This is a genomic window from Thermoclostridium caenicola (genome assembly GCF_900142095.1).
Classification (GTDB): Bacteria; Bacillota; Clostridia; order DSM-8532; family DSM-8532; genus Thermoclostridium_A; species Thermoclostridium_A caenicola.
Genome location: NZ_FQZP01000008.1, coordinates 24352 through 40832, shown reverse-complemented (window position 1 = coordinate 40832; position 16481 = coordinate 24352). Strand labels below are relative to the sequence as shown.

The 16481-nt window shown below is 49.7% G+C and carries 12 protein-coding genes; all 12 read right to left on the bottom strand.

Translation table 11 applies throughout. From position 1 onward, the window contains the following. Positions 1-43: 43 nt before the first annotated feature. Entirely contained in the window at positions 44-3043 is a 3000-nt protein-coding gene (locus F3H12_RS04000; protein WP_149678073.1) for an Ig-like domain-containing domain, read from the bottom strand. Between the two features lie 247 nt (positions 3044-3290). Then, positions 3291-3689, bottom strand: a complete 399-nt coding sequence (locus F3H12_RS03995; RefSeq protein WP_149678072.1) for a hypothetical protein — start codon at positions 3687-3689, stop codon at positions 3291-3293. 110 nt (positions 3690-3799) lie between these two features. Continuing rightward, positions 3800-6871: an Ig-like domain-containing domain gene (locus F3H12_RS03990; protein ID WP_149678071.1), complete on the bottom strand. Its 3072-nt coding sequence runs from the start codon at positions 6869-6871 to the stop codon at positions 3800-3802. Positions 6872-7398: 527 nt separating this feature from the next. Beyond that, positions 7399-9195 carry an O-antigen ligase family protein gene (locus tag F3H12_RS03985; protein WP_188118356.1) on the bottom strand — a complete coding sequence of 599 codons (1797 nt, stop codon included), beginning with the start codon at positions 9193-9195 and terminating at the stop codon, positions 7399-7401. 141 nt (positions 9196-9336) lie between these two features. Further along, positions 9337-10302: a tRNA dihydrouridine synthase DusB gene (gene dusB, locus F3H12_RS03980; RefSeq protein ID WP_149678069.1), complete on the bottom strand. Its 966-nt coding sequence runs from the start codon at positions 10300-10302 to the stop codon at positions 9337-9339. A 141-nt stretch (positions 10303-10443) separates the two neighbouring features. Further along, positions 10444-10890, bottom strand: coding sequence for a single-stranded DNA-binding protein (locus tag F3H12_RS03975; RefSeq protein WP_149678068.1), 447 nt, complete (start codon positions 10888-10890; stop codon positions 10444-10446). Between the two features lie 124 nt (positions 10891-11014). After that, a complete protein-coding gene (gene rpsF, locus F3H12_RS03970; protein ID WP_149678067.1) occupies positions 11015-11296 on the bottom strand; it encodes a 30S ribosomal protein S6 in 282 nt (93 codons plus the stop codon). 323 nt (positions 11297-11619) lie between these two features. Then, positions 11620-11991 carry a DUF2304 domain-containing protein gene (locus F3H12_RS03965; protein WP_149678066.1) on the bottom strand — a complete coding sequence of 124 codons (372 nt, stop codon included), beginning with the start codon at positions 11989-11991 and terminating at the stop codon, positions 11620-11622. Next, complete coding sequence (locus F3H12_RS03960) at positions 11988-12719, bottom strand: glycosyltransferase family 2 protein (RefSeq protein ID WP_243133185.1); 732 nt, start codon at positions 12717-12719, stop codon at positions 11988-11990. The genes F3H12_RS03965 and F3H12_RS03960 overlap by 4 nt, the downstream gene beginning before the upstream one ends. Positions 12720-12980: 261 nt before the next feature. Then, positions 12981-14291, bottom strand: coding sequence for an ArnT family glycosyltransferase (locus tag F3H12_RS03955; RefSeq protein ID WP_149678065.1), 1311 nt, complete (start codon positions 14289-14291; stop codon positions 12981-12983). 40 nt (positions 14292-14331) lie between these two features. Continuing rightward, positions 14332-15792: a glycosyltransferase family 39 protein gene (locus F3H12_RS03950; protein WP_188118355.1), complete on the bottom strand. Its 1461-nt coding sequence runs from the start codon at positions 15790-15792 to the stop codon at positions 14332-14334. 10 nt (positions 15793-15802) lie between these two features. Further along, positions 15803-16480, bottom strand: coding sequence for a GntR family transcriptional regulator (locus F3H12_RS03945; RefSeq protein WP_149678063.1), 678 nt, complete (start codon positions 16478-16480; stop codon positions 15803-15805). Position 16481 lies beyond the last annotated feature (1 nt).

The following is a 16481-nucleotide window of genomic DNA, read 5'->3' as shown; positions in this document are numbered from 1 at the left end:
AGGCTGGACCGAGCCAACCTCTTCATCAGGCTTTAATTTTTCTTTAGAAATCTTTCAGCGTGTCAGTCCAGGTGAAAGATTTCACCGTATTACGCTCGCGATCTGCCAGGCCAAATACCGAGTTGTAGGATACATCTGTGGTCCTCTTCAGGTTCTCGCCATACAGATAGATGTATTTGCCATCCAGTTCAACACTCTCCAGTTTGGCGCTTCCGCCGGAAACGGAGAAACCGTTCTTGCTGTTGGGCGCGTAGGTCTTGGGATCCAGCTCCTCGGAGAACTCCACAATAATGTATCCTTCACCGTTCCTGTCTTCGTCATAGTAGACGCCGACAACCTCCGGCGCAGCCCTGTCAACAACCTCGGTCTCAGGAATCTTGACGGCTTCACCGTAGGCGTTCTTTGAAGAGGCGCCGGTGACTTCCACCATGAGGGTCTTGCCGTCAAAGGATACCTCTGTGCTGTTCCAACCGCTCAGGGTGAGAGTTATCACGCTGAGGCCGTCTGAGTTGATCGTATGCCTGGGCCTGGTGACACGCACAGGAACATCTTTTCCGGTCTTTTCATTATAGTAGTAAACCGCGTCTTCAAAATCTCCGGACTTATATGTTGTAATCTTGTCATTCAGCGTGATGGTGATAGTATTCTTATCAGTCAAAGCAACGGCATCCTCGCTATTCTTCAGGCCAAACTGTCCGGACAGCGCAATGGCAACATAGTTCAGGTTGGAAGCCGTCTTGTTACCGGAAGCATCCGCAACCCTGGTAATGATCAGCTCCTCGCTGATGTAGGACACGCCGCCCTTAACGTAATCGGCCGTATCGGAGAAGTCGTAAAAATCCACATATCTTTCAGGGTTCTTTTTCTTCTCCACATCTTCTGAAGAAGGTATCCTGATTTCAACAGCCCTGTTGTTGTCGACGCTCTTGATGGATACACCCTTCATGTCGTCAAGGCTAACGGTCTTCCCCGAAGCGAGAATGATTGCATATTTTTCAAGGTCCAGGACTGAGTACCTGCCGTCGGTAGCCATGGTGTCATTGAAGTTGACCTTAAGCGTCTGCCCTTTCTTACCCGGATTATAAATCCTTGCCTCGAAGTCCCCAGGTATTGTCATGTCCTTCATGGTGAAGGATTTTGTAGTCTTTTTAATGACATTGCCTACAAGGTCCTCCACATTCTGAACCACTATGGAATAACTACCGTAAAGTTCTTCGGTAAAGTTAATTGTAACGGTCTTGCCATCCTTTCCAAGTACAGCGTCGTCTATGATGTCCTTATCTGTCTTGCCGTTCTTGTCAAGGATCGTGTAGTTATCAATATCTTCAGCCGTAGCTTCATCAAGCACCTTATTGAAAGTCAGTATAATAGTGCTTTCATCCTCTTGCTCAACTTTTAATAACGTAACCGGATCATTGTCTTTGGACACTTCCACAACGTAAGAGATTTTTTTGTTCGTGTTACCCCACAGGTCCTGCACCGCATCTTCAGCAATATAAATGTATGCCTGGCCAGGAGGAAGTTTGCTGTCCGTAAAGTCAATCGTAAGCTCTTTGCCGCTTACTTTCAGGCTGGAGGCAGGATTGTTCCTGTTGGTGTGATAGAACATCTCCAGGTAATCGTCCGAATACTCATCATCTAAATCGGCTTTTTCGACAAGTTCAATGTCTTCGTTGAAGATGAGAGTCACTTCCGTGGGTTTTGCATTTTTATAGCTTACCACAACGGGGCCATCCTTGTCTTCCTTCACTTTGAGATCGAAGGTCTTCTTTGTGATACCAAAACCGGCATAGTCCTTAATTGCTGGTTTAGCCTCAACCTTTACGGTCCCTTCCTCAAGACCTGAGAAAAGGGTAATATTGAGCTCTGTATCGTTGTTGACCTTTTCAATCTTTTCAATGAGGTAATCACCGTTGTCAACTGTAAAATAAAGATCCGGATCGTCTCCCTCTTCGGGAATCATGATCGGTTCACTGAAGACAACCTTAATGGTGTATTGGCCTACAACTGATGCAGATACAGCCTTAGGAAGAGTCGTATCCTTCAACTCAATGTCTTCGATGGTGGTTTCATCAAGCATCAAGCCATTTTCAGCCTCTATATCCCTGATGGTAAGATCGATGACTTCCTGTTGTGCAGCAGCTTCAGTCAATGTAATAATTACAGTCTTCTTGTCTTCCGAGAGTTCGAAGTTTGAATCTTCGTCAATAACGGCCTGAGCATCATCGGTCTCAATAATATAGTTGCTCTCGTCTCCTGCGTCCTTGAGAGACAGATTAAACTCGACAAACAACTGCTTCAGGTTAGTTGTGCTTACTTCGACAACTTCAAGCTCATCAGGCTCCGGCTCGGGTTCCGGTTCGGCTTCTGGTTCAATAAATCCGGCAGCTATGGCAGCCACTTCCGTGATAAAGCCTGCATCAATCAAGGACTGTATAAAGGTCCTGCCATCTGCGCATACACCGTTCTTGCAGGCGCCATAGAGGATACCGGCAATATCGTCACGGATGAGCGCGTCCTTCACTCTTAAATCGATTTCCTGGCCCAGTGAAATGATACCGGCATTTCTGGACTCGGATACTGAGTTATTTGTACCGACTTTATAGCCCATACCGATGTTCATAAGCCATACCAGGAATTCTGATGCGGCCATCTTCTGCATTGGCGCAAATTTTACTTTCGGTGCAACGGAAGCATCGACACCGGAGGTATAGCCATACTTCACAGCATATGCCACCCATTTTCTGCCCCAGTCGGGAACCTGGGCTGCGTCCACTACGTATTGCGAAACAATATAGGCAGCTTCAACGTCGGTCATGGCTTCCACTTCGTCTGCTTTACCAGCTGCCTTGAGGGCAAAGATAATACCCTGCACCCTGTTGACCTGATCGCCAAGACCATAGCCTGCCATAAGCCCAAGCTGATTGAGTATGACCGCTTCCTTCTCGTACTTGTAGCTCTCGGCAAACACCGGAGCGGCCATCATGGATGCAAGCATGGTAATGACGGCAACCAAAGCAAAGATCTTCTTTAGTTTTTTCATCGTGATATCCCCCTCCAGGATTTTTCTTTTGGATTATACTTCTGAGATGTCATTAACTGTGAGCCGGATAACGTGTGCTCCGAGTGGATAATACAACCAGCTTGTATATTAATGATAAGCCAACGGAAATCAACCTTCAAGGCATATACCGAATTCTTAATATCTTTGTAAAATATCAGTCATCATTTAGTCAAGGCAAATAAAATTGCTTCTTTATATCGCATTATTCACACGATTACCGAAACTTTCAGTCAAATACATACAACTTTTTCTTTGCTATTGGATTATCAGGATCTTCAAAGTAAATTACGATCTCGTATTCCGCAGCTTCATTAATCTCCATTGAAAAAATGACCTTCGAGGTATTCGGATCTATGATCATAAAATCATCATAGTAGCTAGACCTTCCGTTTCCGCTGTTTCTGAAAACTGACATGGTGATGCTGTCGTAATTCATTGGCTTTCCGTAATCAAAAAAAACGTACGCGATTTGACCTGTTTTTACATACTCAATGGGTGTCAGCAATTCTCCCGTATCTTCATTGTACCAGGCATACAATTCAATTTTGCCTTCCAGTTTACCTGTGCATGCACCGATCACAAGAAGAATGACTACTAAAAAAATTACTGTAATTACTTTCCTCAATACCATTCCTCCTACTTAGCATTTTGACAGCCTTACTTTGTTAAAAGAAGAGAGGTTGGTTTTCAACCAACCTCTCTCCGTCTCAGCACATCGAAAGTCTGTGCCGCTAATTACCAGGGTGTATAATCTGTGTCAGCAACCTTCAATGTGTCTTTCCTGTCGAAGGACTTCACCTTATTGGAGGCGGCGTCAGCCATACCAAAGGAGTCGTTGTAAGATACATCAACGTACTTGTTGAAGTTCTTACCGATGAGAACAACTGCGGTATTAGCAGCAATTGTCTTGTCCTCTGTGCCAACCGTCACGATGATTCCCTCGTCCAGCAGGTAGGCTTCGCTCAGCTCGGCCTTGTTACCGGAAACGCTGAATCCGCTTACCTTATTATCGCCACGAACTGTAGAGTCATCGATAGCTTCGGAGAAGACAACCAGGATCATGTCCTTACCCTTGTAGGTATGGCTATCGGCGAGACTGCTATCGTCGAGGTCAACGAAGTAAACTTCCTTGACAACAGGAGCAGCCTTATCCTCAACGTCCTTTTCTTCTATCTCGATGGTTTCACCGTAGACATTTGCGGACTCAGCCTCACCCTCCTCATTAACGAGGATCCGGAACTTCCAGTCACCGCCTGCCATTACAGTGGTCTTGAAACCTTCATCGAGAACAAGCGTTACCTCACTGTTACCGTCCTTATTCACAGAATGCCTGATCCTTGCAATCTCGATGGCATCACCGGAAGTATCCTTCAGCGCAGATTCAATCGTGCTGCCGCTCTTTCTGTAGAAGTCGGTGGTCTTGAACGTGGTCAGCTTATCCTTGAAGGTGACAACAACAGTATCTTCTGCTGTCAGTTCAACCTTGTCAATCGATACGTTACCAGCCTCATCGATTGAAAGAACGTCAAATTTGAATTCCTTCATCTTATTGCCGGCAGCGTCAGCAACCCTGGCGATTTCAAGGGTCAAGCCTACTACATCAAGTGCGAACTGCTTACCATCTTCTACAGCTTCCGCATTATCATACGGCAGCTTGATTTCCACGGCCTTGTTGTTGTCAACCGCCTTGATGGAAGCATTCTTCCAGTCGTCAAGGAAGATCTTCTCGCTACCGAATGAGAGAGCATACTTTTCAAGATCAAGCACAGAGTATGCACCGCTGACTGCCATAGCTTCGCTGAAGGTTACCTTGAGCGTCTGCTTCTTAGCATTGTCTGCATAGTAGAGCTTAGCACCCTTAACCACAGGAGCAGTGGTATCCTTCATGGTGAAGGCAACGGTTGTCTTGGACATTGCGTTACCGGCTTTGTCCTCAACCTTCTGTGCTACGAGGGTGTAGTCGCCGGAAAGATCATCATTGAATGTGATCTTAACGACCTTGCTCTCAATCAGGGAAGCGCCGGAGATAATATCCTCTACTTCCTTACCGTCCTTGAGGATGGTGTAGTTTTCTACATTTTCGGCAGTATCAGCGTCGAGATCTTCGCTGAATGTCACCTTGATAGCGCTTTCGCCGTCCTGCTCGATCTTCTCAATGACAGGAGGCTCAGTGTCAAGGGTTACCTCTACGACGTAAGAGATCTTGGCGTTCTTGTTTTCCCACAGATCCTGCAGGACTTCCTTCTCAATGTAGATGTATGCACGACCTTCAGGCAGCTTGTAATCATCTTCGAACTTGATGGTCAGTTCTTTTCCGCTGGCCTTCAGATCATAAGCCGTGTTGTTCTTGTTGGTGTGATAGAAGTTTTCGAGGAATTCCATACCCTTATAGGTCATAACGGTCTTGCCGTCAACTTCTTCCTCGGTGGTGGGTTCCTCGAGAAGAACGATGTCTTCATCAAAGATAAGGGTAACCTCGGTGGGCTTGGCATCCTTGTAGCCTACTACTACAGGAGCGGTTTCATCCTTAACCACATCGAGAGTGAAGGTCTTCTTGGTGATACCGAATCCGGCGTAGTCCTTGATTGCAGGCTTAGCCTCGATAGTAACGGTACCCTCTTCAAGAGCAGAGTACAGGGTTACGTTGAGCTCGGTATCATTGTTGAACTTCTCGATCTTCTCGATCAGGTACTCGCCATCATCAACGCTGAAGAAATCGTCAACATCCTTGCCATCTGCAGGCGGTTCACCGATCGGTTCGCTGAACTTCACCTTAATGGTGTACTTACCAACTACTTCAGCGGATATAGCCTGAGGAATGGTGGTATCCTTCAGCTCAATGTCCTTAATAACGGTTTCATCAAGCTTCAGACCGCTCTCAGACTCAATGCCCTTGATCTTGAGATCGATAACTTCCTGCTGGGCTGCAGCATTGGTCAGAGTGATGACAACAGTCTTCTTGTCATCCTGAAGTTCGAAGTTGGTCTCCTCGTCGATCTTAGCCTGAGCATCCTCAGTCTCGATGGAATAGTTGTCCTTGTCACCAGCCTTCTTGATAGGCATGTTGAACTCAACAACCAGCTGCTTCAGGTTGGTAGCGGATACACCAACAACCTCGAGCTTAGCAGGCTTGGGTTCAATAAGACCAGCTGCGATAGCGGCCTCTTCAGAAACAAAGCCAGCTTCGATGAGGGACTCGATGAACTTCTTGCCATCAGCGTTTACGCCATTCTTAGCAGCGCCAAAGAGAATACCAGCTACATCATCACGGATGAGAGCGGTCTTCGGACCAAACTCCATAGCCTGGCTCAGAGTGATGATGCCGGCGTTAACAGCCTCGGATACAGATACATCTGTACCTACCTTGTAGCCCATACCGATGTTCATGAGCCATACAAGGAGTTCGGCTGCGGTCATGGACTGCAGGGGAGCAAACTTAACCTTCGGAGCAACGGAAGCGTCAACACCGGAGGTGAAGCCGTTCTTAACAGCGTATGCTACCCACTTCACTGCCCAAGCGGGAACCTGGTCCTTGTCAACAACCAGTTCGTCGAGAATCTGGGCAGCTTCTTCGTCGGTCATGGCTTCTACCTCAGCCGCCTTACCAGCTGCCTTAAGAGCGAAGACGATACCCTGGGCTCTGTTCACTTCATCGCCAAGGCCATAACCTGCCATGAGTCCCAAGTCGTTGAGAACTTTAGCCTCGTTCTCATACTTGAAACCCTCAGCAAGTGCAGGAACTACCATCATGGATGCAAGCATTGCAATGACGGTAATCACTGCGAGAATCTTCTTAAGGTTTCTCATGATGAAAATCCTCCCTTTTGTTTTTTTGGAAGCAGGCTTTCTTTTTACAAAGCCGGATTACGCCTGCCTCCGTTCTGTAATCCGACTTTGTTTTTTTATTGATTCAGACAAGTCTTGCGACTTATCATGAATTCATTTGAATTATATCACCGCCAAAAAAACGGGTCAACAATACCAGTAAGAGTGTAAACAAATTGTAATTTAGCCTTTGCTTCGTAATAATACATTAATGTGCGGGTCATGAATCCTCGGGTTCCAAACAGTATCCGTAAGGCCTTCTCGTGTTTGGCTCACTGTAAAATGTTATGCATATTATTTTATGCTATGTGAATATCGGCATAAAAATCCTGCCGCTAAAGCGCTGAGCTAATGCATTTTTATGCTTTGATGATTTAGTCCTGATTTATTATATTACATATTCCATTCTATAACCAATATTTCCAACCCTTGCACGGTCATATCAGACCAGCCTCTTTCATCTCCTGCGGCGTTTGATTCCCCTTAACACGCATTTTACTTTTTCAAGACTACTGACGTTGCTCATGGGATACAGCCGACTTTCTATGCCCGTCCATATCACTGGCTGCCATGATGTTGCAGGCAAATCCAATGCCCAGCAGCACCCAGAAGACAGGCGCGACCGCAATGGAGCTGTCGTTGAAGAACCCTGCAACCAGGTAGGCGCATATGCCGATAAAGATACCTGCACCATACTGGGATATCCTTCCAGCTGCATGATTCAGGAAGCAAGCTTTTATGCCCGTGACAAGATAAACAACTATAATAGCCAGGAAGGCAACGAGGGACAGGATGCCGGTATTGATGGCAATCTGGAGGTACATGTTGTGGGGTTTGTCCACAATCATGAGCGGCGTATTATAGGCATTAATTTTGCCGATATAGTCGTTCTGCGGGAACACGATCGCGAAGGTGTCCGGCCCGTAACCTGCCAGAGCAGTGTTCTTTAGCAGCGGTATTGTCCTGGACCATATATACGCCCTCGCGGAACCGACCTTTTCATAGCCTTTTACATCAATGGCCTCAGGCTTCACAATCCGGTTTGTCTCATCTTCGTTAATGCCCACCAGTCGCAAACTTCCCCCATCCAGCCTGATAAAGAATCCAACGTCCCCATTCCGGATCTCGAGAACATCTTCTGTCACCTTCAAGCGATAGCATTGATATGCTGATTCCTTGAAAGTAATATTTATGCCCGTTTCTCCTTCCTTTACATTCACATGCAGGTTATTGCCCTCTGCATCGTAGAAAGTCAGCTGCTCCTCCGTAAACCGGATCTCCAGTGTCTCTGTTGAGCTGATTATCCTGGCACTTCCCTTATTGAACGTGATGTCCTCCAGGTAATAGGTCTGGGCGCTTTCGGCTTCGAACCTGGAGACCATCTCCCTGGTCAGAAAGCCGCCTGCCGCAAGAACGATCGCAACCGACAGGATAACGATGATCTTGTTCCGGAACAGATATTTCCGATATTTCCTGAGAAAATATACGGCAGCAATAATGGCGCCTGCGCCCAATCCGACAAGGCCTGCATCGGAACCGCTCCCCACCAGGTTGACCAAAAGCAGGACGGACAAGACAGCCGCCCCACTTCTTAATGCCACTTTTTCTGACATAAGGACAATCATGACGGCAATGGGAAATACCAGCGCCACATAGCTTCCCATATAGTTCGGGTTGGACAGCGTGCCATAGACCATGGTGCCGAAATTGAAGCTCAGCTCGCTTTCAACAAATTCGGCCGGCAGAATCAGGGATTTCCCGAGGCCTGTTTGGAAGAAATCCCGACCAGCAAACTGCGTAAGACCGATGAGGGATATCACGCATGCGGAGACCAGCAGGGATTTCAGTAGGAACTGAATCTGCCATTCCTCACGGATCACATTGAAGAGGATGAGCATGTTGATGATATAGAACACCAGGACAAGCATCCCCTCATACCTGGCCACGAACCCGGACAGGGCGATGGATGCGTACTTTGAAGTTACGGTAGATAAGATAATGAAAATGATATAGACGGCAGCGGGTACATACAGGCTGAGCCTTTGCTTTAGCTGTACACGCCCCTGGATGATTCGGAAAGCAAAAAGGCACAGCCCGAAGGCTGACGCAATCCTGAACCATAGGCTCTTGCAATAGGAAAGGAGGTCGGGATAGAAATCCCTGGTCTTCCAGATGGCATCCTCAGCCGGATCCAGGTCGTCTATATGCAGGTAAACGATAAGGGGAACAACCGCCACAATAAAAATGTAGGGTAAAAGGTCTATAACCGATGTCTTTTTTTCTGTCCGCTTTTTCTTATTAGCCATGGAATACCCTCGTATCATTTTTGCTTAACATTATACCATAATAAAACATATCGGAACGGTCGCCTGCAGTATTTTCCCTGCGGCAGCCTGCATGCCGAGACCTTATCAGGGCCATATTGCATGTTTCACAAGAAAAAACCCCTATTCCGAAGTCAAATATTCCCGGATGATTTCCTTGGCATGGCTGATATCGCAGGTTTTAAAGATCTCCGTTTTCACCTTTGATGAACCCGGTAGGCCATGGAGATACCAGGCCACATGCTTTCTCATTTCCAGCATGGCCATCCGTTCTCCCTTGTATGCTTCCATGAGCTCATAATGCCTCAGGATGATCCGGAGCTTTTCCCGGGTCGACACGTTTGGGTTATAGGTCCCGTTCCTCAGGTAGGATTGGATATGCTCAAAAATCCATGGATTCCCCAGAGCTCCCCTGCCCACCATGATTGCGTCGCATCCTGTCACCTCAAACATGCGGACCGCGTCTTCGGCGGACCGGATGTCCCCGTTGCCTATCACGGGAATGGACACAGCCTGTTTAACCTGGCGAATACTATCCAGATCGGCTGTTCCTGAATATTGCTGAGCGCGGGTTCTGCCATGGACCGTAACGGCGGCCGCTCCTTCCTCCTCGCAGATGGCCGCAATTTCCACAGCATTGGCGGAAGCATCGTCCCATCCCTTGCGGATCTTTACCGTGACGGGCTTCCGGGAAGCCTTCACCACCTGGCGAACGATTTGTCTGACCAGTTCGGGTTTGCACATCAGGGCCGAACCCTCTCCGTTCCTGACGATTTTGGGTGCCGGACAGCCCATGTTGATATCGATCAGCGCAAAATCGGGCAGGTTTGAGAAATAGGCCGCCGCCTCAGCCATGATTTCAGGTTCATGACCGAAGATCTGGACACCGATGGGCTTCTCATCCGGGTGGGTCCGGGCCAGCTCAAGGGTCTTCCTGTCGTTGTAGTGCATGGCCTTGGCGCTGATCATTTCGGTATAGACCAGTGATGCCCCTTTTTCCTTGCACAGCAGGCGGAAAGGAAGGTCGGTCACGCCCGCCATGGGCGCCAGAAAGATATTGCCGGAAAGATTCAGGTCCCCTATTTTCAATGACTCTGCCTCCAGTTGCATTTAGGTATGTACGGCTTCATTCGCCATACGCATTATACCAGAAAATCGTAAAAAAAACCTTCTATCATTTTTCCACGATAGAAGGCAGTAATGCGTGTACATTATGACGGATAATACTGTTCAGAAGGGAAGATCCTCGTCATCCCCGCTGAACGGGTAATAACCATCCCCACTCTCAGGCTGCGGGAAATTACCAGTGTCCTGCGACACGGGTCCCGGAACAGGGTAAGAAGGCGCGCTTTCGCGGTCGCGCTTGCTGTCCGCAAAATAAACGTTTTCGCAATGGATTTCAGTCCGGAAATGCCTGTTTCCCTGTTGATCCTGCCAGTTGTTGTTCCTCAGGGTACCCTCTACCAGTACCTGCATGCCCTTCTTGAAATACCTGTTCACAAAATCGGCGGTACTTCTCCAGGCCACAATGTCGAAGAAATCGGCCGTCTGCTGACCCTCCTGCTGTCTGAAAGGACGGTTGACAGCCAGCCTGAACCGGCACACAGGGATGTTGTTCTGCGTGTAGCGCGTTTCCGGATCTGCCACAAGCCTTCCCATGAGAATAACCTTGTTCATCGTAACACCACCTGTTCCACCTGATTGGGGTGATTATTGGTCCGGCGCAGCTTGCCATCGGGCTGGCCGGCCTGCCTGACACGGGGCAATTGCCCCGGAGCCTTTCAGCAGCCTCCGGGAAGGATTACTTCCTTAAGACTACCAAATACTTGAGTACGCCTTCGGTAATCTTGAAGTTACGCTCAAGTTCTGCCGGAAAGTCCGGATTGGCCGAGAAGTTCATGAGCACATAGTAACCTTCCTTGTGTTTCTGAACTTCATAGGCAAACTTCTTCTTGCCCCATTCCTCCGTGCTCTCGAGTTCACCGTTCTGGGCAACCAGGTCATTGAACTTCTGGATAAGAGCCTTGACCTGTTCTTCCTCGAGGGTAGGAGAAATGACGTAGATGCATTCATACTTTCTCATGCTACTGTCACCTCCTTCTGGACTATTGGCCCTGCATCCCATGTGCAGAGCAAGGATTTGCCGCTTACATGCGGCATTGCTGCCTGCATGACCAATAAGGCGTCAACTGCAGGCTACACAGTATCATATCACAACCTGCGGCAGGCTGTAAACCCACATGTGTTTTGTCATAAAGGATGGTGTATACAAACACGATGCGGCAAGGGTTGCGGGCATACGGGGGCATTGGATAAGTATATAATATAATAATGTATATATAAGGAGATTGCCGCGCACTGTTTGAGTGGTGCTCGGAATGACAGTAAGGTAGGCCTTTCCTTTCTTCAGCCTTCCTTCTTCATCCGCTCCAGGGTTTCCTTGATAAGCCCGATCTCCTGGACCAAAGTTTTGATCCGCAGGGCCTGCCGGGACACGGCCACCGAAAGGGTAAACACGATCAGCAGGAGCAGGGAGATCACGCAGAGATAGAGGGCGTTGACCGGCAGCTCAATATGCATCAGCGCCGCGATAAAGAACAGGATCTCGGGGAAAATGGACAAGAGCACAAAGCTGAAGCTGGTGAGAATCCATGTGAGCGCATACTTGAGCTCCAGCTTCTTGGTCCTGACCATATTCATGATAAAGACAAAGAAGATCAGGGACCCGATTATCAGAATGATCCTCAGGACACTGCTCATTTCACCCATTCCATTCATTTGGCACCATCCTCGTTCTTTCTGGCTATGGCCGCCATGATAACGGCCAGGGTGACCTTGATCATGTAATAGGCAGCCAGGTTTTTGGTAATGGACGATTCCCCCGACTGCCTCGGCCGCATGATCACGGGCACTTCGGCTATACGGTATTTATTGCGCAAGGCGGTCACAATGGTCTCGGGCTCCGGGTAGTCCTTGGGATAGCTTCCGGCAAAGAGCCGGATCAGCTCACGGCTGCAGGCCCGGAATCCCGAAGTGGGATCGGATATATACTGGCCTGTAAGGAGTTTTATCAGCCAGGAAAAGAACTTGATCCCCGCACGCCTTGTGAGGGAGGACTGGTAGCCTTTGCCCTCGATAAACCGGGAACCTATGCTCATATGATAGCCTTCATAGATGCGGGATAAAACCAGCTTGAGAAACCGGGGATCATGCTGGCCGTCCCCGTCCATTTGCACCGCTATGTCATAGCCATGTTCCAGGGCATATTTGTATCCTGTCTGCACCGCGCCGCCAATGCCCAGGTTGACGGGGAGCGATACCACCGGAATGCCGTGGTGGCGGCAGACCGCTTCGGTATCGTCGGGCGAACAGTCATTGATGACCACGATATCGAAATCCAGCGGGACTTCCTTCAGCTCCCGGAACAGCCTGGGCAGGTTCTTTGCTTCCTTGTAGGCAGGAATGATGACAAGTGTTTTCAGGTTGTATTTCTCCATTTGCTCCATAGTATTAGGTTACCATATGGCATCTGTTTTTACTATTGATTTTGACAAGAGAATTGCAATTTCTGGCGCGTGTGATGTGAGATTGCCACGCTCCGTTTCACTCCGCTCCCAATGACGTTATGGGTGTGTCATGCGGGATTATGAGATTGCCGCGCCTCGTTTCGCGTGACTCGCAATGACATGATGGGGTGTGGCTTCGTGGGTTTAGTGAGATTGCCGCGCACCGCCTGCACGGTGCTCGCAATGACAGGTTCGGGTATGTTATCGCGTCCAGCCGGACTTATTCAGGCCAAGCAAGGCCCTGGCCAGTTCCAGGATCTGATCCACCAGGAATGCCGCGCCAACCATGAGGAAGAACATCAGCTGGTACGCATAACGCGGATCGGGGATGAACAGAAGCTGAAGTCCCAGGATGATCAGGCCGTACAAATACAGGTAAAACCCTTTGAGCTGCCTCACAGAATGCAGGAGCATACCGCCGATTCCAAACCAGAGAATCTGGTTGTGGAGCCATTCATGGACCTTTTTTATCTCCGGAACCAGATTGACCAGGTAGGGCGTTCCGAAAGTGTGCTGGGTCTTGCCCCAGGTAAACCATTTGATATAGAGCCAGGGCTCGGTTTTCAGCCCGTTGATGATCCGCCGGATGGCCCACTCCCTCTGGGCATCATTGACGCCCTTGATGCTCTCGGGGATATCCTGGAAATAGTCCTGCCAGTAGGGGTAGGTGCCGGCCAGCAAAGCGTTGCCGTCGCCCTTGGCCGTAATGATGAGCGACCCCAGGGTGACCAGGTTCCGAATCCACCAGGGGGCCATGACCACCACCAGCCCGGCCAGCTGCAGGAAAAACAGCTTTCCGATCTCTCCTGTGGTATACATCCCAATCGCCCTGCCGGGATTCCTGAAACCGATCGGTCCGCTTTTTTTCCTGCCGCTGATAAGCAGGTAAATGAACGGGACGATAAATAGGGGCAGCAGCGTGGGCCGTACCAGGATATGCAGACCGAAGGCCATGCCCGCCAGAAGGTGCAGGTACTTGTTACCGGTATCGAAGGCCAGAGCCGCTGCATAGAAATAAAGCAACATGGTGAAAAGTCCAAGACCCTCGGTCAGAAGCAGGGTACAGGACAGGACATAGGTAGGATAGACGGCCACAAGCAAAGCGGTAAGAACCGCAGGCAGATCCTTTCCGAAAATCCGCCGGACAGCGGCGAAAGCCAACAGGGCGCTCAGGCTCCCAAGGAATGCCTGGATCAGGCGAACCGCCGTGATCTGGCGCCAGGGGTCGCCCACCACCTTATAAACCAGGGTCAAAAAGAGCGGATATCCCGGCATAACCCGGGCATTGGAGACCCCTGGGGATCCGCCGTAGGGGTTTCCGTCATACCAGTACCCATAGATGCCGGTATCGGCAAGCTGATGGGACATGAGCCAATAGTTCCTGGCGTCCCCTGAAAGGCTCATGTTGTCTTTAAAGCGCAGAAAGGCCATGCCCCTCAGAACGAGGGCCAGCAGGAATATGCCGATCAAAACAGCACACAGGGCAGGCTTCATCTTTTTTCTGTCCGTCATATCTTCCTCCGGGAAAATGATCTTTCCCAAACAGTTTACCCTACTTTTCCTTGGTTAGCATCCCTTTTATTTCAGCCGCTCCGAGGCCGGCCAGAATGATGAACAGCGGTACCGCCGGCATATGGTACCTGGGCTGAACCTCCAGGAAGCTGTAGGCCAGGAACATGGCCCCGATGACGAGCCAAAGCAGGGCGGGCGCCAGAATTTTTCTCCTGTATGCGGCATAGCATCCTGAAACCGCGAGCAGGAGGATCATCAGGTAATGAAGCTGGGATACGGCATAGAAAGCCCTGGGATGGTCCTTGATGAACCCTTCCGGACCGGTGCCGCTGCCAGCCGAGATGATGCTCCAGTAATACCCGTAGTTCTCCTTGCCCCACTGGAAGTGGACCTTTTTCACCGCCAGCTTCAGAAAACGTACCGGGTCCTCCTTTATCCTTTGCATGGCCAGCTTTCCGGCCTCGCTGTGGACCCTGTCGAAATCGAAATCGTATTTGGCGATGATGCTGAAATCCTCCTGGTTGAACATGCCGTTGGCCTCGTAATTGGTGCCCACCAGAAAATTGTAGCCCGTGCCCGACCGGGTGATATCGATGCCTGAAAGCTCCTTAATGGGAAGGCTGATGAATTTCAGCACCACGAAATAGGACAGGGAAACCAGCAGGATGCAGAGCGCCTTTCTGGCAAGGTTCCTGCCCATGGACTTGTGGTATGTGATAAAAAACAGGATGCACACGGCAGCCGCGGGAACGAGAACCATGGCCATGGGGCGCAGGGCCTGGGCAATGGCCGTCAGGGTACCGGCCAGAACCAGCAGGGCATATCCCCTGCTGCTTTGGGTATGGTATTTGAAAAAGCGAATCAGGACATAGATTGCCGCAAGGAAGGGCACAAGAAAGCTGTTCTCCGCCGCAACCACCGTGCAGTACATGATCTGCGCCGGCCAAAGGGCATAGAACAGGGCCGCCGGACGCGCCGATTCCGGCCTGATTTCCCAGGCAATGCGATAAACCAACAGGACTTGAACAAGGGATAAAAGCACGTTGAAGAGTTCAACCACAAGGAAATGGGGGCCAAACAGCGCATAGAGACCGCCCACCAGAAATCCGAATCCAAACTTGAAAGGAAAGCAGGCGTAAAAATCCACATAATTCGTAAAATCGCCCTGTGCGACGGCAACCCCGTAATTATGCAGATGGAGAAAATCGGAAAAAGGTACCGTCCCTACAGCATAGACCCAAAAAAGCCGGGGAGCCAGGGTCAGGATGGCGGTCAGCAAGGCGAAAGCGCGGAAAGACAGCCTGTTTCCCCAGTCAAGCCTGCTTCCCGCAAAGAGAACGGCTGCAGTCAGCACAAGCGAAACGGCGAGAAAGAACAGCCTGCCGGTTGTGAAGATGTCGGCATAGGTTTTAACCGCAAAGGCTCCGATGAGCAGAAATATGCCCGTCACACCGACGGCCAGGAACGCGTATATACCTCTTGACAGCTTGCTTGACTGCACCGTTTCCACCTCAGAGCTTTTTCTGGTTCAGCGCTTCCACAATGGCATCCATCTGGTTTCGGATATGATTTTCGGAAAGCTCTGCAGCCCGCTCGGCATTGCCTTCCCTGAGGGCTTCCAGTATCTGCTGGTGTTCCTGTTCCACATGCTCTGCGATATTCAAATCCCTCAGATAGATCACACGGAACCGGTAGACATGCTCCTTAAGGGAGGATAAAACGCCGATCAGACGCGAATTTCCGGAAGCGGCATAAATCGCATCATGGAATTCGATATCCTTGCGGATTGCGCCCTCCATGTTGCCCTTCTCGACGCAGGATATAAACTGCTTATGGATGGATTCAAGGGCACGGATCTGCTGGGGCTGCACCCTTTTTGCGGCAAGGCTTGTAGCCAGCTTGTCAAGGGCCCCTCTCACTTCCAGCACATCAATGATATCCTTCGAGGAGAGTTCGGAAACATGGGTACCTTTCCTCGGCACCATGGTGACAAGGCCTTCGGCTTCCAGCCTCCGGATGGCCTCCCGCACGGGGGTACGGCTGACGCCCATCTGTTCGGCCAGGGAAACCTCCATCAGCCTCTCTCCCGGCTTGATATCCCCGCTGATAATCGCTTTTCTCAGGGTCTCAAATATCACGTCACGCAAAGGTTGATAGCTGTCCAATTTGAGCTTGGGTACCTTAACCATG

What these genes read in the sequence shown, in the direction of transcription:
- F3H12_RS04000 (WP_149678073.1), bottom strand. Translation starts at nt 3,043, where the DNA reads ATGAAAAAACTAAAGAAGATCTTTGCTTTGGTTGCCGTCATTACCATG.
- F3H12_RS03990 (WP_149678071.1), bottom strand. Translation starts at nt 6,871, where the DNA reads ATGAGAAACCTTAAGAAGATTCTCGCAGTGATTACCGTCATTGCAATG.
- F3H12_RS03985 (WP_188118356.1), bottom strand. Translation starts at nt 9,195, where the DNA reads ATGGCTAATAAGAAAAAGCGGACAGAAAAAAAGACATCGGTTATAGAC.
- F3H12_RS03975 (WP_149678068.1), bottom strand. Translation starts at nt 10,890, where the DNA reads ATGAACAAGGTTATTCTCATGGGAAGGCTTGTGGCAGATCCGGAAACG.
- rpsF (WP_149678067.1), bottom strand. Translation starts at nt 11,296, where the DNA reads ATGAGAAAGTATGAATGCATCTACGTCATTTCTCCTACCCTCGAGGAA.
- F3H12_RS03965 (WP_149678066.1), bottom strand. Translation starts at nt 11,991, where the DNA reads ATGAATGGAATGGGTGAAATGAGCAGTGTCCTGAGGATCATTCTGATA.
- F3H12_RS03960 (WP_243133185.1), bottom strand. Translation starts at nt 12,719, where the DNA reads ATGGAGCAAATGGAGAAATACAACCTGAAAACACTTGTCATCATTCCT.
- F3H12_RS03955 (WP_149678065.1), bottom strand. Translation starts at nt 14,291, where the DNA reads ATGACGGACAGAAAAAAGATGAAGCCTGCCCTGTGTGCTGTTTTGATC.
- F3H12_RS03945 (WP_149678063.1), bottom strand. Translation starts at nt 16,480, where the DNA reads ATGGTTAAGGTACCCAAGCTCAAATTGGACAGCTATCAACCTTTGCGT.